Origin of the sequence: Phyllobacterium chamaecytisi, from assembly GCF_020164455.1 — a bacterium.
Classification (GTDB): Bacteria; Pseudomonadota; Alphaproteobacteria; order Rhizobiales; family Rhizobiaceae; genus Phyllobacterium; species Phyllobacterium chamaecytisi.
On the sequence record NZ_JAIQWW010000019.1, the window covers coordinates 1 to 19,402 of the forward strand.

Consider the following 19,402-nt stretch of genomic DNA (forward strand, 5'->3'; position numbering starts at 1 on the left):
CTGGCGATTGCCGTCGGTATCGCAATTGTTGCTGCGATAATCGCCTATAGTACGGCCACCGCCGTTGGCGGCAGTGCGACACGCATCGGTCCGGCAGTTTTTCCTTACACGATTGCCGGCGGTCTTTTTATTCTTGCGATCTGGACCGCGTTTGAGGCTATGCGCGGTGATTTTCCCGAACGCGAAGAACAGCAGATCCAGCCTGTTGTCTGGATTGTAGGCGGTCTCGTCGCCCAGATGCTGCTTTTACATATAACGGGCTTCGCCATTGCGACAGGACTGCTTTTTGCCGCTACTGCGCGCGGCTTCGGCAAGGGACCGCTCTGGATGACAATCCCAGTCGGCATTGTTTTATCATTCATAATCTGGGTCATTTTTGCCAAGGGACTGCAGTTGTCCCTCCCGGCTGGACCGCTTGAACGTCTCATTTAAGGACCGGCTATGGATAGTTTTACTCTACTGGCACATGGTTTTGCCGTCGCATTCCAGCCGTTCAATCTGCTTTATGCGCTCATTGGCGTAACATTGGGAACCGCCGTTGGCGTTCTGCCCGGCATCGGACCAGCCCTAACGGTCGCTTTGTTGCTGCCGGTTACTTATAAACTCGATCCTGCAGGGTCGCTCATTATGTTTGCCGGTATCTACTATGGCGGCATGTATGGCGGGTCGACCACGTCGATTCTTTTGAACACGCCAGGGGAGAGCGCGTCGATCGTCACTGCGCTCGAAGGCAACAAGATGGCTCGTGCCGGGCGAGGTGGTCCCGCCCTGGCGACAGCCGCGATCGGTTCGTTCGTGGCGGGGTTGATCGCGACAATGGCATTGGCGCTTATTGCTCCGACCATTGTCAAATTTGCGCTTTCCTTTGGCGAGGCCGAATATTTTGCCCTTATGATGTTGGCCTTCATGACGGTTTCGGCAGCGTTTGGCGATTCCACCTTGCGCGGATTGACTGCGCTGTTCATTGGCCTTGCGCTTGGTTTGATAGGAGCCGACGGTCTGTCGGGACAAGTGCGCCTGGGTTTCGGCATCCCAGATCTGACTGATGGCGTCGAGATCACAACGCTTGCCGTTGCCCTGTTTGCGATTGGTGAAACATTGAGTGTCGCTGCATCGAAAAGCACGGGCGAAGGAAAAATCGAGCCCGTCAAAGGGTCAGTCTGGATGAACAGGGAAGATTGGTCACGCTCCTGGAAACCCTGGCTTCGGGGAACATTTATCGGTTTCCCGATCGGAGCGATGCCAGCGGGCGGGGCCGAGATCGGTACGTTCCTGTCTTATTCGGTAGAGAAGCAACTTTCGAAAAAGCCTGAAGAATTCGGCCATGGTGCCATTGAAGGTGTCGCCGGTCCCGAGGCGGCCAACAATGCATCGGCCGCAGGCACACTTGTTCCCCTGCTGACACTTGGTCTTCCCACAAGCGCGACCGCAGCCATCATGCTGGCAGGATTTCAGCAGTTCGGCCTGCAGCCAGGCCCGCTGTTGTTTGCAACCAATCCACAGTTGGTCTGGGGTTTGATCGCCAGCCTGCTCGTGGCCAATTTCATGCTGCTGGTTCTGAATTTACCGCTGGTCGGATTATGGGTCCGCTTGCTATCCATCCCAAGGCATTGGCTTTATGCCGGCATCCTGGTCTTTGCGACACTTGGAACCATAGGCGCCAATCCCTCGACGTTCGAGCTTGGGATGCTGCTGCTGTTTGGTCTGCTGGGATATTTCCTGCGGCTTTTCGGCTATCCGATTGCGCCGGTTGTCGTGGGTTTGATTCTCGGACCCATGGCGGAGATACATTTCCGCCGCGCACTACAGATCAGTCAGGGTGATTTCACCGTCTTTGTCGGCTCGCCGATCTCGGTGATATTGCTGTTGCTTGCAGTATGCGCAGTTGTCGTCCCGCTTATCCTGCGGGCGCGAGGCAAGGGTAAAGTCCTGGCCGCCCTCGCTGCGAACGAGGATTGAGAAGGTCTGCTACGCCATCTACCGGAGATTAACGCCGGTAGATGGATTTGAACTGTACTGGATCGATACCGAGCGCACGCAGGTCAGACGCGACAGGCTGGTGGCCAAGTCGAGTAGCTTCGGCGACAGCGACCGCACTTCCAAACGCACGGAAGAAGTTACCAATCTTTGAAAGCTGTTGAGTTTTGGACATTTTTTCATCCTTTAATCTATATTGCACTGCAGCATAGATAAGATGAACGTGCTGATAAAATTAGGGTCAACAATGCAGGGCAGCCATGCGAAAATGCATGACGAGATCGGCGTCTGTAAACAACTCAGCAGAAAATCACCTCTGCGCTTGAAACTCGCGCACCATTTCGGTATATAAGCCTCATATTCTTGGTCGATAGAACAGGAGTGGGTCCAGACCGGTCCCGCTCTTTTTTGTTTCTTAGGGCCGTAACAGGGAAAATCTTTGCGTGACAGACGACGCTAATACGAAACAGGAAACGGCCCCGATAGAGGGTGCGGACGAACGGATCATTACTGAAACGGGTATCGATGCCCGCGTTGCCGGTATCATTGAACCGGTGCTGCAGTCCATCGGCTTTCGGTTGGTACGCGCCCGGCTTTCCGGTCTCAATGGCTTGACGCTGCAGATCATGGCCGAGCGCCACGATGGCACGATGACTGTGGAAGATTGTGAACTCGTCAGTCGAACATTGTCGCCGGTGCTCGATGTCGAGGATCCAATCGACCGGAACTATCATCTCGAAGTCTCCTCACCGGGTATTGACCGGCCGTTGGTGCGCAAATCAGATTTTACCAAATGGATCGGTCATATCGCCAAGATCGATACATCGGCCGTTCACGAAGGACGCAAAAAATTTCGCGGCCGCATAGCCGAGGTTTCCGCCGAAGGTGTCACGGTCGAGAGCGACCAGGCGAGCTATGGCGACAAACCAGTCGTAGAGGTCCCGTTCGAGCTGATTTCGGATGCACGGCTTGTCCTGACGGACGACCTCATTCGTGATGCGCTGCGCCGCGACAAGGATTTGCGCGAAGGCCGGATCCCGGAAGATAGCACTGGCCAGGCAGACGAGGCGGAAGCTTCGACGGCTGGGCAGGAACAGACAAAACAGGATTGATATTTCATACGCCCGCAGAAGCAATGCGGCGATGAACCCCAAGGGGAACTTCAAGGAGAAGAACATGGCAGTCAGTGCAAACAGGCTAGAACTTCTGCAGATCGCCGATGCGGTGGCGCGCGAGAAGTCGATTGACCGCGAGATCGTGATTGCGGCGATGGCCGATGCCATTCAGAAAGCCGCGCGCTCGCGTTATGGCCAGGAAACCAATATCCGGGCCGATATCAACGCCAAGACCGGTGAGATCAAGCTTCAGCGCCTGCTTGAGGTGGTCGACCATGTCGAAGATCCGGTCACCCAGATCAGCATGGAAGCTGCGCGGGATCGCAATCCAGATGCGCAGCCCGGCGATTTCCTTGCCGACCAGCTGCCGCCAATGGATTTTGGCCGTATCGCTGCGCAATCTGCCAAGCAGGTCATCGTGCAGAAAGTGCGCGAAGCCGAGCGTGACCGCCAGTACGACGAATACAAGGATCGTGTTGGCGAGATCATCAACGGCAGTGTCAAGCGCGTTGAATATGGCAACGTGATCGTCGACCTCGGGCGCGGCGAAGCCATTGTCCGGCGCGACGAGCTGATCCCCCGCGAAACGTTCCGTTATGGCGATCGTGTCCGCGCTTATGTTTACGATGTGCGCCGCGAACAGCGAGGCCCGCAGATTTTCCTGAGCCGCACGCATCCGCAGTTCATGGCAAAGCTCTTCACCATGGAAGTGCCGGAAATTTATGATGGCATCATCGAGATCAAGTCAGTCGCCCGCGATCCAGGCTCACGCGCCAAGATCGCTGTTATCTCCCGCGATTCTTCGATCGACCCGGTCGGCGCCTGCGTTGGTATGCGCGGTTCGCGTGTTCAGGCGGTTGTTGGTGAGCTTCAGGGCGAAAAGATCGACATTATTCCATGGTCACCTGAGCCCGCTTCGTTCATCGTCAATGCGCTGCAGCCGGCAGAAGTTTCCAAAGTTGTTCTCGATGAAGACGCCGAACGTATTGAAGTTGTGGTCCCGGATGACCAACTATCACTTGCAATCGGTCGTCGCGGGCAGAACGTCCGTCTCGCTTCGCAGTTGACCGGTTGGGACATCGATATTCTTACGGAGCAGGAAGAATCCGAGCGCCGCCAGAAGGAATTCGTCGAACGCTCGAACCTCTTCATGGAAGCGCTTGATGTCGACGAGATGGTCGGCCAGGTCCTTGCCTCCGAAGGTTTTGCCAGTGTCGAGGAAATCGCGTATGTGGATGCCGACGACATTTCCTCCATCGATGGTTTCGACGAGGATACGGCAACTGAAATTCAGCAGCGCGCCCAGGAATATCTTGGTCGTATCGAGGAGGAACGCGACGCCCGCCGCAAGGAATTGGGTGTTGCGGACGAGCTTCGTGACCTGCCAGGCATGACCAACGCTATTCTCGTTGCTGTCGGTGAAGATGGCGTCAAGACGATCGAGGACTTCGCTGGCTATGCGGTCGACGAACTGACCGGCTGGCGTGAACGCAAGGATGGTGAGACAATCAACTATCCCGGTATTCTGTCTTCGTTCGAAGTTAGCCGTGCTGACGCGGAACAGATGGTTCTTGCTGCACGCCTGAAAGCCGGATGGATCACGGAAGAGGATCTTGCTGCTGCCGAAGCTGAACCAACGGCAGAAGAAGAGGTCGCTGGCTGATTTCGAGCGATCCAGACGTGGAACCGGAAATGAACGACAGAACGTGCATTGTCACGCGGACAAGTGGTTCTGTCGATGACATGATCCGGTTTGTCGCTGGTCCCGATGGTACGGTTGTCGCTGACCTGAAGCGCAATCTTCCCGGCCGAGGCTGTTGGGTGAAAGCCCAGCGGCGCTATATTGATGAAGCGGTCAAGCGAAAACTTTTTCCGCGCGGATTGAAAAGCGGCGTCACGGCTCCCGATAATTTGGGACAGACAGTGGACCAGATGCTTACAAAATCAGCGTTGGGCAGTTTTGGGTTGGCGCGAAAGGCCGGGGTTGTGGTAACAGGGGCCGCAAAAGTGGATATTGCGATCCGCAACGGCACCGCTGCACTCGTGCTTCATGCCTTTGAAGCAGCGGAAGATGGTGTCCGCAAACTTGACCAGGCCCGCCGTTCGGTTGTTTATGCGGGCGGACCTGAAATACCCGCCCTTTCATTGTTCGAAAGCAGTGAAATGGATTTGGCATTGGGCGGGGTAAATGTGATACATGCTGCCGTACTCAAGGGGAAGGCAGCTGCCGGGTTGATAAAACGAGCCTGGCTTCTACAGCATTTTCGCGATGGCCCCACGGATGTGGCCGACGCTAAAGCGGCGACTGTCGCGAAGGAAACGGAAACGGAATGAGCGATACAAAATCGACAGACGACAAGACGCTAGGCGTCAATAAGAAGACCCTGACCCTGAAGCGGCCTGGCGTTGAACAGAGCACCGTGCGTCAGAACTTCAGCCATGGGCGTACGAAGTCTGTTGTCGTTGAAACAAAGAAGCGCAAGTTCAGCCTCCCGGATCAGAAGCCGGAGGTTGCGCCTCCTGTTGCGGCGACCCCAGCCCCAACGCCGGCAGCTGCGCCCGTGCGCCCCGCGCCCCAGCCGGCTGCACCGCAGCCAAGTGCTGCTGCGCCGGCACCGCGTCCGGCGGCTCCAGCCGCGCCGGCACCAGCGCCCCAGACGAGTGCGCGTCCCGCTGCGCCAGCCCAGCAGCGCCCCGCCCAACAGCCGTATCGTCCTTCGGGTCAGCGCCCGAATGACCGTTCCGGTATGGTGCTTAATACGCTGTCCACAGCCGAGCTCGAAGCGCGCCGCAAGGCGCTCGAAGGTTCCAAGGCCCGTGATGCCGAAGATCGCGCCAAGGCAGCGATCGAAGCCGCCCGCCGTGCTGAAGACGACGCACTGCGTGCTCAGGAACGCGAAGCTTCTGCCCGCCGTCAGGCTGAGGAAGAAGAGCGCCTGCGCAAAGAGGCGGAGGCCAAGCAGCGGGCGGAAGAAGAATCTCGCAAGCGCCAGCCTGCCGAGTTGAAGACAGCCGACGACGCAACATTGAAGGCAGCGGCGCGCAAGCCGAATGCTGCCGAAGAAGACGACGATCGTCGTGGTCCTGCTGGCGCCCGCCGTGGCACCAGTGCTGCTCCGGCCAAGCCAGAAGTCCGGGCGCCAAAGGTCGTCAAGGGTGAAGATGAACGCCGCCGCGGCAAGCTGACATTGGGCACCGCGCTCAATGATGAAAGTCGCAGCCGTTCGCTTTCCGCCATGCGCCGCCGCCAGGAGAAATTCAAGCGCGGCATGCAGCAGGAAACCCGCGAGAAGATCGCGCGTGAAGTCATCCTGCCGGAGACGATCACGATCCAGGAACTCGCCCAGCGTATGGCCGAACGTTCCGTCGACGTCATCAAATTCCTGATGAAGGAAGGTCAGATGATGAAGCCGGGCGATTTGATCGACGCCGATACGGCTCAGTTGATTGCTGAAGAATTCGGTCACACGGTCCGCCGTGTTGCTGAGTCCGACGTTGAAGAAGGTATCTTCAATGTGCAGGACGACACGGCATCCTTTGTGTCGCGTCCGCCGGTTGTCACCATCATGGGTCACGTCGACCACGGCAAGACCTCGCTGCTCGATGCGATCCGCAAGGCCAACGTCGTTTCCGGCGAAGCTGGCGGCATTACCCAGCATATCGGCGCCTATCAGGTTGAGCAGAACGGCCAGAAGATCACGTTTATCGATACGCCGGGCCACGCAGCCTTTACAGCCATGCGTGCCCGCGGTGCGCAGGCAACCGATATCGCCATTCTAGTCGTTGCTGCCGATGATAGCGTCATGCCGCAGACGATCGAGTCGATCAACCATGCCAAGGCTGCGGGTGTTCCGATCATCGTCGCGATCAACAAGATCGACAAGCCGTCTGCTGATCCGCAGAAGGTTCGCAACGGTCTTTTGCAGCACGAAGTCTTCGTGGAATCCATGGGCGGTGAAACGCTGGACGTCGAGGTTTCGGCCAAGACCGGTGCCGGTCTCGACAAGCTTCTTGAAACGATCCTGCTGCAGGCGGAAGTTCTCGACCTCAAAGCCGATCCTACCCGGACTGCCGAAGGTGTCGTGATCGAAGCCAAGCTTGATCGTGGCCGCGGTTCGGTTGCTACCGTCCTGGTTCAGAAGGGCACTCTCAGGCCGGGCGATATCATCGTCGCGGGCAGCGAGTGGGGCCGTGTTCGTGCATTGGTCAATGACCGCGGTGAAAATCTCAAGGATGCCGGACCTGCAATGCCGGTCGAGGTTCTTGGTCTAGGCGGACCGCCGCAGGCTGGTGATCGTTTTGCTGTCGTTGAAAGCGAAGCCAAGGCGCGTGAAATTTCCGAATACCGTACACGTCTCGCCCGTGAAAAGGCTGTGGCACGTCAAGCCGGTTCACGCGGTTCGCTTGAACAGATGATGAGCCAGTTGCAGGTAACCGGACTGAAGGAATTTCCGCTTCTCATCAAGGGTGATGTGCAAGGCTCGATCGAAGCCATTGCCGGTGCCCTGGATAAGCTTGGAACCGACGAAGTGCGTGCGCGCATCATCCACTCGGGTGCTGGCGGCATCACCGAGAGCGATATCGCCCTCGCTGAGGCCTCTAACGCAGCGATCATCGGCTTCAACGTGCGTGCCAATAAGCAGGCCCGTGATTTGGCCGAGCGTGAAGGCATCGAAATCCGCTACTACAACATCATTTACGACCTCGTTGATGATGTGAAGGCAGCGATGTCGGGTCTTCTTTCGCCAGAACGCCGCGAAACCTTCATTGGTAACGCGGAAATTCTCGAAGTCTTCAACATCACCAAGGTCGGCAAGGTCGCTGGCTGCCGTGTCACGGAAGGCAAGGTCGAACGTGGTGCGGGCGTCCGCCTTATCCGCGATAACGTCGTCATCCACGAAGGAAAGCTCAAGACGCTCAAGCGCTTCAAGGACGAAGTTACCGAAGTCCCGGCCGGTCAGGAATGCGGTATGGCGTTCGAGAATTACGACGATATGCGCGCAGGCGATACGATCGAAGCTTTCCGCGTCGAACATGTGACCCGCACGCTCTAAGGAGCAGCGACCAAATCACTGATGATAGGATCGCCGGAATGAAAAGCCGGCGATCCATTGTTTATTGGGATGCGAATTTTTGGGATACAGCAATTAATGGCTCGCTTTGCTACAGGAACAGGCCCTTCTCAACGTCAGTTGCGCGTCAGTGAGCAAGTGCGCCATGCGGTTTCGCAAGTGCTTGCGCGTGGCGATGTTCGTGATGACACGCTGGAAAATGCGGTGATTGCTATTTCCGAAGTGCGCATGTCGCCAGATCTGAAAATCGCTACCTGCTTTGTGTCGCCGGTTGGTGCCATCGACAGCGAAGGCGTCATCAGCGCCCTTAACAAGAATGCCAAGTTCATTCGCGGCCGGGCCGCGGCTCATCTCAAGCAGATGAAATATATGCCGGAATTCCGGTTCCGCATTGACACCAGCTTTGACAATTACGCCAAGATTGACGCTCTGTTGCGCAAGCCGGAAGTCACCCGCGACCTCGTCGACGATGAGGATGACGACGGTGGTGATCCTAATCCGGGCGACGTGCCAGGCCATGACGGCGACGGTAACGACTGAGATGACACGGCAGCGCAAGAAAAAGGGCCGTCCGGTTTCCGGCTGGCTGATCTTCGACAAGCCGAAGGGCATGGGATCAACCGAGGCCGTCTCCAAGATTAAATGGTTGTTCAAGGCCGAGAAAGCCGGCCATGCGGGCACGCTGGACCCTCTGGCATCCGGCATGCTGCCGATTGCTTTGGGTGAGGCGACAAAGACGGTTCCCTATGTCATGGACGGAACAAAGATCTATCGCTTTACAGTAACCTGGGGTGCCGAACGCTCCACAGATGATCTCGAGGGCGAGGTGACTGTGACCTCGGACTCGCGTCCGGACGAAGCGTCAATCAAAGCACTGCTACCGAAATACATCGGCGTCATCCAACAAACGCCGCCCAAGTTCTCGGCCATCAAAATCGCCGGCGAACGGGCCTACGATCTCGCCCGCAGCGGCGAAGACGTCGAGATACCGTCCCGCGAAGTGGAAATTGACAGGCTGGAATTGATCGAACAGGCCGATGCCGCTACGGCGATCTTCGAAGTTGAATGCGGCAAAGGCACCTATGTGCGCTCTCTCGCACGCGACATGGGCCGCGATCTTGGTTGCTATGGCCACATTTCCGACCTGCGCCGCATTGAGGTTGCACCGTTCAACGAGTCCGATTTCGTCACACTCGCGGAGTTGGAAGCTGCCCACCCTCCTGTCCCGACGGAAGAAGAAGGTGAGGATCGATCTTATGAGCGGCTTGCCGAGCGCTTCTCGGTGATGGATGCTTTTCTGATCGATACGGGCGCAGCGTTGGAAAGCCTGCCGCAGGTTGCAGTCTCCGATGATCAGGCGCATCGCATTCGCATGGGCAATCCCGTGATCCTGCGCGGGCGCGATGCACCTGTTGAAGCCGATGAAGCTTGCGTGACTGCCAAGGGCAAACTTTTGGCCATCGGCTTTATTGAGAAAGGCCAGTTCCAGCCAAAGCGTGTGTTTACGGCCTGAAATGGCCAGAATCATTTGCGGCTGGTAATTTGTCACATTTTCGACTATACGGCCCGCAGCGACCAGCTTTTGCTATCGCTTTAACCGGCCCCCGCTGGACGACATCCCGGCCGTGGGCATCCTGTTTTTCCTCTTCAAAAGAAAGGATATACGATGTCGATAACCGCTGAACGCAAGCAGGCAGTGATCACTGAATATGCAACGAAGCCAGGCGATACCGGTTCTCCGGAAGTCCAGGTTGCCGTTCTGACAGAGCGCATTGTCAATTTGACCGAACATTTCAAGGACCACAAGAAGGATAACCATTCCCGTCGTGGTCTGCTCAAGCTTGTCTCGACGCGCCGCAGCCTTCTTGATTATCTCAAGAAAGTTGATCAGGGCCGTTACCAGACGCTGATCGAAAAGCTCGGCCTGCGCCGCTAATAACGGATTAAACCGGCGGATACGCATTGCGTTCCGCCGGTTTCTTTCATTCCGGTGAGGAATGAATTCTACCATGAGACAGGTCATGGGGCAGGATTGCTGGCAACTCGAAAGTGCGAGTTGCAAATTGTCTTGCCCGTGATTGGTCTAAATCGAAACGGGAGATCGATGCTGCTATCCAAAGGGAAGCGCGTCTTTCTCCACTGAAGGACAAGATATGTTTAATCAACACAAAGTTGAAATCGAATGGGGCGGACGTCCGCTCATTCTCGAAACCGGCAAGATCGCCCGTCAGGCTGACGGCGCCGTTCTCGCCACCTACGGCGAAACCGTCGTACTCGCGACGGTCGTTTCCGCCAAGGCACCGAAGGCCGGTCAGGACTTCTTCCCTCTGACCGTCAACTACCAGGAAAAGACCTACGCAGCCGGCAAGATCCCCGGTGGCTATTTCAAGCGTGAAGGCCGTCCGAGCGAAAACGAAACATTGGTTTCGCGTTTGATCGACCGCCCGATCCGCCCGCTTTTTGCCGATGGCTACAAGAACGACACGCAGGTTGTTCTGACCGTTATCCAGCACGATCTCGAAAACAACCCTGACATCGTCTCGATGATCGGCGCCTCTGCTGCCCTGACGCTTTCCGGCGTGCCTTTCATGGGCCCGATCGGCGGCGCGCGCGTCGGCTATATCGGTGGCGAATACAGACTGAACCCAACCGTTGACGAAATGCCGGAATCGAGCCTCGATCTCGTCGTTGCCGGTACGGGCGACGCGGTTCTCATGGTTGAATCGGAAGCCAAGGAATTGGCTGAAGACGTCATGCTCGGCGCCGTGATGTTCGGCCATCGCGCTTTCCAGCCGGTTATCGATGCGATCATCAAGCTCGCTGAAGTTGCCGCTAAGGAACCCCGCGACTTCCAGACGGACGACCTTTCGGCCGCAGAAGCAGCTGTTCTGAAGGTTGTTGAGGCTGATCTCCGCGATGCTTACAAGATCACCGACAAGCAGGATCGCTACAACGCCGTTGATGCCGCCAAGGCCAAGGTCAAGGCGCATTTCTTCCCGGAAGGCGTTGAAGAACCAGAGTTTTCTGCCGAAGAAATCGCAACGGTATTCAAGTCGGTTCAGGCGAAGATCGTTCGCTGGAACATTCTCGACACGGGCAGCCGTATCGACGGCCGTGATCTTTCGACAGTCCGTCCGATCGTTTCGGAAGTTGGTCTTCTGCCACGCACACACGGCTCGGCTTTGTTCACCCGCGGTGAAACACAGGCCATCGTCGTTGCCACGCTGGGTACCGGCGAAGACGAGCAATATGTCGACTCGCTGACAGGCATGTACAAAGAAACCTTCATGCTTCACTACAATTTCCCGCCCTATTCGGTCGGTGAAACAGGTCGCATGGGTTCTCCTGGCCGTCGCGAAATCGGACACGGCAAGCTCGCATGGCGCGCTATCCACCCGGTTCTGCCTGCCAAGGAACAGTTCCCCTACACGCTCCGTACGGTCTCCGAGATCACCGAATCCAATGGTTCGTCCTCGATGGCTACGGTTTGCGGCACATCGCTCGCCCTTATGGATGCTGGTGTTCCGCTGCTCCGTCCGGTCGCTGGTATTGCCATGGGCCTGATCCTCGAAGGCGAAAAGTTCGCTGTTCTCTCCGATATCCTCGGCGACGAAGATCACCTCGGCGACATGGATTTCAAGGTAGCCGGCTCGGAAAATGGTATCACTGCGCTGCAGATGGATATCAAGATCGACGGCATCACCGAAGAGATCATGAAGGTTGCTTTGGCGCAGGCCAAGGACGGCCGTCTGCACATCCTCGGCGAGATGGCGAAGGCTATCACCGAAGGCCGCTCGGAACTTGGCGAATTTGCACCGCGCATTGAAGTCATGAACATTCCAACCGACAAGATCCGTGACGTTATCGGTTCCGGTGGCAAGGTCATTCGCGAGATCGTCGAAAAGACTGGCGCGAAGATCAACATCGAAGACGATGGTACAGTCAAGATCGCATCGTCATCGGCCAAGGAAATCGAAGCTGCACGCAAGTGGATCCACTCGATTGTCGCCGAACCGGAAGTAGGCGAGATCTATGAAGGCACAGTTGTAAAGACTGCTGACTTTGGTGCGTTCGTAAACTTCTTCGGCCCACGCGATGGTCTGGTTCACATCTCGCAGCTTGCTTCGGATCGTGTTGCCAAGACTTCAGACGTGGTCAAGGAAGGCCAGAAGGTCTGGGTCAAGCTCATGGGCTTCGACGAACGCGGCAAGGTTCGCCTGTCGATGAAAGTCGTTGACCAGGAAACCGGCAAGGAAATCGTTCAGGAAAAGAAGGCTCAGGAAGACGCTGAGTAGTCTCCTGAATAGGCTATAATGAAAGCGCGCCCTTGTGGCGCGCTTTTTTCTTGTCACAACATATCTATAGATGGATCCCTTATGGCCAACGGCGCCCTGCAGACGCTCTTCCTGCCTTTTGAAGACGAGATACTGGCTTTGCCAGACAAAGGCTCCGCATGGCTTTTTCTCGGTGCTGAAGTAGATCGCGATGTAGGTGATGAGTGGAGGACAAGCCTGACTTGTCTTCAACCTTTCAAACCGGACTATTTGGCATTGCAGAAGGCAGGCTTTAGCGCTGTGCCAAGGTTACCTGGCAATGAGCAGTTTGATGGCGCGTTGATCTTGCTGGGCAAGCACAAAGGACGCAATGAGAACTGGCTTGCTCAGGCACTGAAGCACGTCAAACCCGGTGGCCAGATCGCGGTTTCAGGCGACAAGAAGCTTGGGGTCGACAGCTTCCGAAAGACAGTGGAAAGCATCGTTCCGGTCGTTGACAGGCTATCAAAACATCATGCTGTTGCCTTCTGGTTCATGCGGCCAGAAACAGTAAATACTGAGCAAATTGAAGAGCTTACGGGCGAGCCGACAAAGCTCGAAGATCGCTTCACGACGGCCCCCGGCATGTTCTCGCATGCCGCGATCGACAAGGGTTCGGCCATGCTGGTCAAGCACTTCGCCGGCCGCATCAGCGGGCACGTGGCAGACTTCGGCGCGGGTTGGGGTTACCTTGCCAGCGAAGTTTTGAAGCACCCGGAAAAGCTCAAATCGCTGGCGCTGTACGAAGCTGATTTCGAAGCACTGGAAGCTGCCAAATTGAACGTCAACGGGGGCGAGATCCCTGTAAGCTTCCATTGGCATGACGTGAATAGTGAAGCGATTACAGAGATTTACGATACGATCGTCATGAATCCACCCTTCCATGCAGGGCGCAGCGCTGATCCGACGATGGGGCAAGGTTTCATTGCAGCGGCGGCCAAACGACTGAAGCCGGGCGGCAAGCTGCTTCTCGTTGCCAACCGGCAGATGCCCTACGAGGCGGGACTGAAATCACTGTTCAAATCGGTGCTGCCGGTTGAGGATGATGCCGGCTATAAAATCATCGAAGCCAAGAAGTAATTTCTACCGGTCGCAACTAAAATGCCACTCGCGGTAGTAAAAAGCATGTCAGATTCGGCATTTCTTGCATCAGTTTCGCAAGTTCTTGCGTCATTTTTGCAAAAACTTGCGCAAAATCTGTTCCGGTTCCGGGTAGGGCCGTGTCAGAATCACTCCTTGCTGTCGTCGGACTTTTTCAGCTCTTCCAGAGTTGGCATCGATACGATGTTGTAGCCGGAATCCACGTAGTGGATTTCGCCGGTGACGCCGCTCGAAAGGTCCGACAGGAGGTAGAGGGCAGACCGGCCGACGTCTTCGATATCGACCGTCCGGCGTAGGGGAGCATTGCGCTTCTGGTAGGAGAACATGGCGCGGGCATCGCCGATACCGGCACCCGCCAATGTGCGCACAGGACCCGCAGAAATTGCATTAACGCGAATCCCTTCCGGACCATAGTCAGCGGCGAGATAGCGGACCATCGCTTCAAGAGCGGCCTTGGCCACGCCCATCACATTGTAGTTGGGCATGACCCGGGTCGAACCGCCATAGGTCAGCGTCAGGATGGAACCGCCGTCGGTCATCAGCTTTGCTGCGCGTTGGGCGACCTCGGTGAAGGAGTAGGCGGAGATGACCATGGTGCGGCTGAAATTGTCTCGCGTCGTCACATCGGCATAGCGGCCCTTGAGCTGCGACTTGTCAGAAAAGCCGATGGCATGGACGACGAAATCGATCGTGCCCCATTCTTTTTCCAGCGTCTCGAAAACCGCGTCGACCGTTGCGATATCCTCGACATCGCAGGGCAGCAGCAGTTTCGAGCCAAGTTGTTCTGCCAAGGGTGCGACGCGCTTGCCGAAGGCTTCGCCCTGGTAGGTGAATGCGAGTTCGGCACCATTGTCGGCCAATTCCTTGGCGATCCCCCAGGCAATGGAGTGGCTGTTCGCGACCCCCATGATAAGGCCGCGTTTGCCCTTCATTAAATCTGCCATTGTTTCCTCAACCCTCGTAACGCTGATAAACCAGCGAAGCATTCGTGCCGCCAAATCCGAAGGAATTGGTCAGGACTGTATTCAGTTTGATGTTATCTATCCGCCGGCGCGTAATGGGCATGTCTTCGAATGCCGGATCGAGTTCTTCGATATTAGCGCTCTCCGCGATGAAATTGTGATTCATCATCAGAAGTGAATAGATCGACTCGTGCACGCCGGTAGCACCCTGCGAATGGCCTGTCAGTGATTTGGTCGCCGAAATAGGCGGGCACTGGTTGCCCGAACCGAAGACTTCGCGGATGGCCTCGATTTCCTTGAGATCACCAACAGGCGTCGAGGTGGCGTGCGGGTTGATGTAGTCGACCGGACCCTTGACGTTGGCGATCGCCATACGCATGCAGCGCGCCGCGCCTTCGCCGCTCGGTGCGACCATGTCGGCACCATCCGAGGTCACGCCGTAACCGACAAGTTCGCCATAAATCTTTGCGCCACGCGCCTTGGCATGTTCAAGCTCTTCGAGAACGAGAACGCCCGCGCCACCCGAAATGACGAAGCCATCGCGGTTCTTGTCATAGGCTCGTGAGGCCACAGATGGCCGGTCGTTGAATTTGGAGGACATGGCGCCCATGCCGTCGAAAAGCACGGACAAGGTCCAGTCGAGATCCTCGCAGCCGCCGGCGAACATCATGTCCTGCTTGCCGTACTGGATCATCTCATAGGCGTTGCCGACACAATGGTTGGATGTCGCGCAGGCCGAGGAAATGGAGTAATTGACGCCCTTGATCTTGAACCATGTGGCGAGCGTTGCCGAGGCGGTCGAAGACATTGCTTTCGGCACGGCGAAGGGACCGACCTTCTTGCTGGAACCGGATTCGATGGTCTTTTCGGCAGCCTCGACGATCGTGCGGGTGGAGGAGCCGCCCGAACCCATGATGATGCCGGTGCGCTCATTGGAAATGAGATCCGTATCGAGCCCCGCGTCAGCGATGGCCTGATCCATGGCGACATGGTTCCAGGCGGTACCGCCACCGTGGAAGCGCATTGCACGACGATCTACCAGCGTTGACGGATCGAGTGTGGGTGCACCATGGACCTGGCTGCGGAAGCCGTGCTTCGCATATTCCTCAGCAAAGACGATGCCCGATTTCGCTGCACGCAGCGATTCCAGCACCTCCCCTACATTGTTGCCGATAGAGGACACGATACCCATGCCCGTCACAACCACTCGCCGCATCGCGATCTCCTTAAAGGTAATACGTTGCCAAATTTGTCAGGCAGCGCTTTCCTTGAATAGGCCAACCCGCAGGTCAGTTGCTTTATAGATAGTCTCGCCATCGACCTTTAACCAGCCATCGGCAATTCCAAGCACCAGACGGCCGCGCATGACGCGTTTGAAGTCGATGCCATATTCGACAAGTTTGTTTTTCGGCGTGACCATGCCGGTGAACTTGACCTCGCCGGTGGAGAGGGCGCGGCCCTTGCCGGGCTCACCGAGCCAGCCGAGATAAAATCCGGTCAATTGCCACATGGCATCAAGGCCGAGACAGCCTGGCATCACGGGATCGCCAATGAAATGGCACGGGAAGAACCACAGGTCAGGCTTGATATCGAATTCAGCACGGATATAGCCCTTGCCATTCTCGCCGCCTGTTTCAGAAATCTCGGTGATACGGTCGAACATCAGCATAGGTGGTGCTGGCAACTGGGCGTTGCCCTGACCGAACATCTCTCCGCGGGCACAGGCAAGGAGCTCTTCATACCCGTAGCTTGATTTCTGTTCTGGCATTCTTTCTCCCATCGGTAACGTCAAGGCTTGCGCCTGGATGTGTTCCGGCGCGAGCGGAACCTATCATAGTGTATTTCCGCCTGAAAACGCTGCATAGAGCAAACTACGGTCAAATGGAACCCTCGCTTTTGGGAGTGTCGATATTCATCCCATGGCGGCCTGCAAATGGCATTTTTCAGCGCTTCCGGTGCTCATGTACTTTATGTACATTGCGCTCCGGGTCTCGAAAACTACCATTTTCGGCGCACCCTGACCTGAATCTCGACACCCCCAGCCCAGATTAATGCGAATTTCGTATGACGGAATATTTTCAACGGCTCCAGCTTTTTCCTTAGACAAATGGTGTAAATGCTGCCTATTGATCGATTTCGCAAGACAGCATATATCAATCATGTAACACGACGGACAATGTGTCTGTGGTGGGACTTCTGATATGAGTTAACGGAGTGGCAGACGGGCCATGCATATTTCTTATGAAATTGACGCTGATGTATCCTTGCAGGAGCGCTTGCGCTTTGCAGGATTACGGCCGACCCGTCAGCGTATCGCGCTCGCCAGCCTGATCTTTGCCAAGGGTGACAGGCACCTTTCCGCCGAGGAACTGCACGAAGAGGCGCTTGGTGCCAATGTGCCGGTTTCGCTGGCGACGGTGTACAATACACTGCATCAATTTACCCAGGCCGGAATGCTCCGCATCCTCGCCGTCGAGGGCGCAAAGACCTATTTCGACACGAACGTTTCCGACCATCATCACTTTTTCGTCGAAGGCGAAAATGAGGTGATCGATATCCCCAGTGGTTCGACCATGGTCGGCAATTTGCCTCCGGTTCCGGAAGGCATGGAAATCGTCAACGTCGACATCATCATCCGCCTGCGCAAGAAGCGCGGCTGATCTAGCCGGAAAATTCGCCAAGGCGGGCTGCAAATGGCGCTTTCCTGCGCTCCGATGCTCACGTACCCAACGTACGCTGCGCTTCGGTGCTCGAAAATCACCATTTTCGCCACGCCCTGACGGATTTTCGGTCATGCTCTTATAGGCACGAGCGCCAACGCATCGGTTGTTGCGCCTTGGGACTCGTTGTCCGATCCGCGAGGCACAAAGCTGTCATTTGTGCTTGTCGCGAATCATGATGCCCTCTAACGTCTGCGACATAGGCTTGGCCCACGCCTCCTCCCTCCTTTCGGGAAGTATCGCACATACGGGGTGACATCATCATCGAACCATCTGTTCGAGCGACGCATAAGGAGGGGTTGCGTTTCTGGCTCGCAACGGAGGTCCTTTGATGAAGCTTTCTGCCCCAATTTTCCAATTGAAACGCCGTGCCAAGCTCCTGGTCCGGAAAAATAATGTTCCCTTGCACGAAGCGCTGGACCAAATTGCGCGAGAGGAAGGGTTTGCGAGGTGGAACCTGCTTTCATCCCGGATCGCAGCGGGATCACTGTCGAAAACAGTTCTATCCCGGCTCAATGACGGCGATCTGCTGCTGGTGGCCGGTCGCCCCGGACATGGGAAGACCACGCTTGGACTTCAGCTTTTGCTCGACGCTGCCCGAGACGGCAGAAAGGCGATATTCTTCACGCTGGAGTTTACCGAGCAGCAGGCACGGGAACACATCCGCTCGTTGGACGAAGGTTATCAGGATCTTGGCGACGCTCTGGAAATCGTGACGTCGAATGAAATCAGCGCGGACTACATTATTCGCCACTTGTCAGCCTCGGACCGAGGAACAGTTGCCGTTATCGACTATCTTCAAATACTCGACCAGCAACGAAGCAAGCCAGCACTCTCCGACCAGATTCTCGCTCTTCAGGATTTCACCAGAAAGACCGGCGTTGTAATGGGGTTTATCTCGCAGATTGATCGGTCGTTTGATCCATCAATCAGGCCTCTGCCGGATATTCGGGACATTCGCCTACCCAATCTTGTCAATTTAGGGCTCTTCACGAAGGCCTGCTTCCTGCACAATGGCAAGGCCCAGCTTCAGGACATAACTTAGAGCCGGTTTTGAAACTCTACTGCGGCGGTCATCTGACGCGGTTTTCTGCGCTTCCGGTGCTCACGTACTTAATGTACGCTGCGCTCCGGTTCTCGAAAACCACGCCATCTGACTCGCCGCAGCGACTTTCCAAACAGGCTCTTAGCCTGCTCGACTACCGCTATCCCATCTCGACCGGATCAACAGGTCCTGACCCGGTCGAGTACGAAAGTGGAATGGATTATTGCTTTCGACGCTCAGATTCCGAGACCACCGCCGACGTCGATTACACCGCCGGTCATGTAGCTGGCGTCTGGCCCGGCGAGGAAGGTGACGAGCGCGGCAACTTCCTCGAGCTTTGCGATGCGGCGGATGGGGTGAAGGTCGAGGAACGCGTCGGGAGCATCAACGTCGCCCATAACCTGCCTCATCATATCGGTCGGCATGGCACCGGGCTGGACAACGTTGACGGTGATGTTGCGTCCGCCCAGATCGCGGGCAATGCCCTTCGCATAGCCGTTGATGGCAGCCTTGGTTCCCACATAGTCCGCGAGGCCGGGGAACAGGGAGCGGGTGCCGCTCACAGAACCTATGAAGATAATCCGCCCGCCATCGGGGAGCGCCGGCGCTGCCGCGCGCGTGGTCGCCACCGCGCCCATGACGTTGGTCTGCCACAGACGGTCAAGATTGACCGTATCGAGTTCGGGATCGTCGACAGTCTTGCCCTGTACGACGATTGCCGCATTATTGACGAGGATATCGAGCTTGCCGAATTCAGCAATCACCGAGTCGATCAAAGGCTTGGCGGAAGTAAGGTCGGCCTGATCGCTCTTGATCGCAATCGCGCGAACGCCCTTGGCCCTGAGCTTCTCCACGACAGCTTCGGCTTTCTCGGCTGACGCGACGTAGCTTATTGCGACATCAGCCCCCTGATCGGCAAACGCTTCCGCGATGGTGGCGCCGAGCCCGCGCGAGCCGCCGGTAACAAGGGCGACCTTGCCCTTCAATATGTTCGACATGAGAATCCCTTTCTGTGGACGATCAGGGCGCCGCCTGATCCTGGTGAGCGAAAGCGGCCTGTTTTCATAACAAGCATTACGATAACGCTTGGTATGAAA

General features: G+C 56.5%; 17 protein-coding genes and 1 pseudogene. 13 read left to right on the top strand and 5 right to left on the bottom strand.

Translation table 11 applies throughout. From position 1 onward, the window contains the following. Together LB462_RS23950 and LB462_RS23955 are read left to right on the top strand one after the other, a co-directional pair. The coding region (locus LB462_RS23950; protein ID WP_224513196.1) for a tripartite tricarboxylate transporter TctB family protein at positions 1 to 432 on the top strand (432 nt) is incomplete at its 5' end. Between the two features lie 9 nt (positions 433 to 441). Next, positions 442 to 1,959 carry a tripartite tricarboxylate transporter permease gene (locus LB462_RS23955; RefSeq protein ID WP_224513198.1) on the top strand — a complete coding sequence of 506 codons (1,518 nt, stop codon included), beginning with the start codon at positions 442 to 444 and terminating at the stop codon, positions 1,957 to 1,959. Between the two features lie 28 nt (positions 1,960 to 1,987). Here the strand turns inward: LB462_RS23955 and LB462_RS23960 are convergent, their stop codons facing one another. Then, positions 1,988 to 2,152: a hypothetical protein gene (locus tag LB462_RS23960; RefSeq protein WP_181872304.1), complete on the bottom strand. Its 165-nt coding sequence runs from the start codon at positions 2,150 to 2,152 to the stop codon at positions 1,988 to 1,990. Between the two features lie 268 nt (positions 2,153 to 2,420). Between LB462_RS23960 and rimP the strand changes: the two genes are divergently transcribed. From rimP to LB462_RS24005, 9 genes and pseudogenes are all read left to right on the top strand, one after another. Next, positions 2,421 to 3,089, top strand: coding sequence for a ribosome maturation factor RimP (gene rimP / locus LB462_RS23965; protein WP_224513200.1), 669 nt, complete (start codon positions 2,421 to 2,423; stop codon positions 3,087 to 3,089). A 64-nt stretch (positions 3,090 to 3,153) separates the two neighbouring features. Next, a complete protein-coding gene (gene nusA, locus LB462_RS23970) occupies positions 3,154 to 4,755 on the top strand; it encodes a transcription termination factor NusA (RefSeq protein ID WP_224513202.1) in 1,602 nt (533 codons plus the stop codon). A 17-nt stretch (positions 4,756 to 4,772) separates the two neighbouring features. Continuing rightward, on the top strand, positions 4,773 to 5,426 hold the full coding sequence (locus tag LB462_RS23975; protein WP_224513204.1) for an RNA-binding protein: 654 nt from the start codon (positions 4,773 to 4,775) through the stop codon (positions 5,424 to 5,426). Then, positions 5,423 to 8,146 (top strand): translation initiation factor IF-2, encoded by a 2,724-nt coding sequence (gene infB / locus LB462_RS23980; protein ID WP_224513206.1) that lies wholly within the window; start codon positions 5,423 to 5,425, stop codon positions 8,144 to 8,146. The genes LB462_RS23975 and infB overlap by 4 nt, the downstream gene beginning before the upstream one ends. 96 nt (positions 8,147 to 8,242) lie before the next feature. Beyond that, entirely contained in the window at positions 8,243 to 8,704 is a 462-nt protein-coding gene (gene rbfA / locus LB462_RS23985) for a 30S ribosome-binding factor RbfA (protein ID WP_224513208.1), read from the top strand. A 1-nt stretch (position 8,705) separates the two neighbouring features. Further along, the gene (gene truB / locus LB462_RS23990; protein WP_224513431.1) at positions 8,706 to 9,677 is read left to right on the top strand and encodes a tRNA pseudouridine(55) synthase TruB; all 972 of its coding nucleotides are present in this window, start codon (positions 8,706 to 8,708) and stop codon (positions 9,675 to 9,677) included. Between the two features lie 74 nt (positions 9,678 to 9,751). After that, positions 9,752 to 10,100 (top strand): annotated as a pseudogene (gene rpsO / locus LB462_RS23995) (30S ribosomal protein S15). Between the two features lie 217 nt (positions 10,101 to 10,317). Continuing rightward, positions 10,318 to 12,459, top strand: a complete 2,142-nt coding sequence (gene pnp, locus LB462_RS24000; protein WP_112526584.1) for a polyribonucleotide nucleotidyltransferase — start codon at positions 10,318 to 10,320, stop codon at positions 12,457 to 12,459. A gap of 81 nt (positions 12,460 to 12,540) precedes the next feature. Continuing rightward, entirely contained in the window at positions 12,541 to 13,557 is a 1,017-nt protein-coding gene (locus LB462_RS24005; RefSeq protein WP_224513210.1) for a class I SAM-dependent methyltransferase, read from the top strand. 149 nt (positions 13,558 to 13,706) lie between these two features. Here the strand turns inward: LB462_RS24005 and fabI are convergent, their stop codons facing one another. From fabI to fabA, 3 genes are read right to left on the bottom strand one after another with little or no spacing between them, the layout of a single operon-like run. Beyond that, the gene (fabI, locus tag LB462_RS24010; protein WP_224513212.1) at positions 13,707 to 14,522 is read right to left on the bottom strand and encodes an enoyl-ACP reductase FabI; all 816 of its coding nucleotides are present in this window, start codon (positions 14,520 to 14,522) and stop codon (positions 13,707 to 13,709) included. Positions 14,523 to 14,529: 7 nt separating this feature from the next. Beyond that, positions 14,530 to 15,756 carry a beta-ketoacyl-ACP synthase I gene (gene fabB / locus LB462_RS24015; protein WP_224513214.1) on the bottom strand — a complete coding sequence of 409 codons (1,227 nt, stop codon included), beginning with the start codon at positions 15,754 to 15,756 and terminating at the stop codon, positions 14,530 to 14,532. A gap of 36 nt (positions 15,757 to 15,792) precedes the next feature. Beyond that, positions 15,793 to 16,308 carry a 3-hydroxyacyl-[acyl-carrier-protein] dehydratase FabA gene (gene fabA / locus LB462_RS24020; RefSeq protein ID WP_008122449.1) on the bottom strand — a complete coding sequence of 172 codons (516 nt, stop codon included), beginning with the start codon at positions 16,306 to 16,308 and terminating at the stop codon, positions 15,793 to 15,795. A gap of 460 nt (positions 16,309 to 16,768) precedes the next feature. Here fabA and irrA point away from each other — a divergent pair, with 460 nt between their 5' ends. After that, complete coding sequence (irrA, locus tag LB462_RS24025; protein WP_112526576.1) at positions 16,769 to 17,200, top strand: iron response transcriptional regulator IrrA; 432 nt, start codon at positions 16,769 to 16,771, stop codon at positions 17,198 to 17,200. A 391-nt stretch (positions 17,201 to 17,591) separates the two neighbouring features. Then, complete coding sequence (locus LB462_RS24030) at positions 17,592 to 18,305, top strand: DNA helicase (RefSeq protein ID WP_224513216.1); 714 nt, start codon at positions 17,592 to 17,594, stop codon at positions 18,303 to 18,305. Positions 18,306 to 18,541: 236 nt separating this feature from the next. Here the strand turns inward: LB462_RS24030 and LB462_RS24035 are convergent, their stop codons facing one another. Then, positions 18,542 to 19,303, bottom strand: coding sequence for an SDR family NAD(P)-dependent oxidoreductase (locus LB462_RS24035; protein ID WP_224513218.1), 762 nt, complete (start codon positions 19,301 to 19,303; stop codon positions 18,542 to 18,544). Positions 19,304 to 19,402: the final 99 nt, after the last annotated feature.

What these genes read in the sequence shown, in the direction of transcription:
- LB462_RS23955 (WP_224513198.1), top strand. Translation starts at nt 442, where the DNA reads ATGGATAGTTTTACTCTACTGGCACATGGTTTTGCCGTCGCATTCCAG.
- LB462_RS23960 (WP_181872304.1), bottom strand. Translation starts at nt 2,152, where the DNA reads ATGTCCAAAACTCAACAGCTTTCAAAGATTGGTAACTTCTTCCGTGCG.
- nusA (WP_224513202.1), top strand. Translation starts at nt 3,154, where the DNA reads ATGGCAGTCAGTGCAAACAGGCTAGAACTTCTGCAGATCGCCGATGCG.
- infB (WP_224513206.1), top strand. Translation starts at nt 5,423, where the DNA reads ATGAGCGATACAAAATCGACAGACGACAAGACGCTAGGCGTCAATAAG.
- rbfA (WP_224513208.1), top strand. Translation starts at nt 8,243, where the DNA reads ATGGCTCGCTTTGCTACAGGAACAGGCCCTTCTCAACGTCAGTTGCGC.
- truB (WP_224513431.1), top strand. Translation starts at nt 8,706, where the DNA reads ATGACACGGCAGCGCAAGAAAAAGGGCCGTCCGGTTTCCGGCTGGCTG.
- pnp (WP_112526584.1), top strand. Translation starts at nt 10,318, where the DNA reads ATGTTTAATCAACACAAAGTTGAAATCGAATGGGGCGGACGTCCGCTC.
- LB462_RS24005 (WP_224513210.1), top strand. Translation starts at nt 12,541, where the DNA reads ATGGCCAACGGCGCCCTGCAGACGCTCTTCCTGCCTTTTGAAGACGAG.
- fabI (WP_224513212.1), bottom strand. Translation starts at nt 14,522, where the DNA reads ATGGCAGATTTAATGAAGGGCAAACGCGGCCTTATCATGGGGGTCGCG.
- fabB (WP_224513214.1), bottom strand. Translation starts at nt 15,756, where the DNA reads ATGCGGCGAGTGGTTGTGACGGGCATGGGTATCGTGTCCTCTATCGGC.
- fabA (WP_008122449.1), bottom strand. Translation starts at nt 16,308, where the DNA reads ATGCCAGAACAGAAATCAAGCTACGGGTATGAAGAGCTCCTTGCCTGT.
- irrA (WP_112526576.1), top strand. Translation starts at nt 16,769, where the DNA reads ATGCATATTTCTTATGAAATTGACGCTGATGTATCCTTGCAGGAGCGC.
- LB462_RS24030 (WP_224513216.1), top strand. Translation starts at nt 17,592, where the DNA reads ATGAAGCTTTCTGCCCCAATTTTCCAATTGAAACGCCGTGCCAAGCTC.
- LB462_RS24035 (WP_224513218.1), bottom strand. Translation starts at nt 19,303, where the DNA reads ATGTCGAACATATTGAAGGGCAAGGTCGCCCTTGTTACCGGCGGCTCG.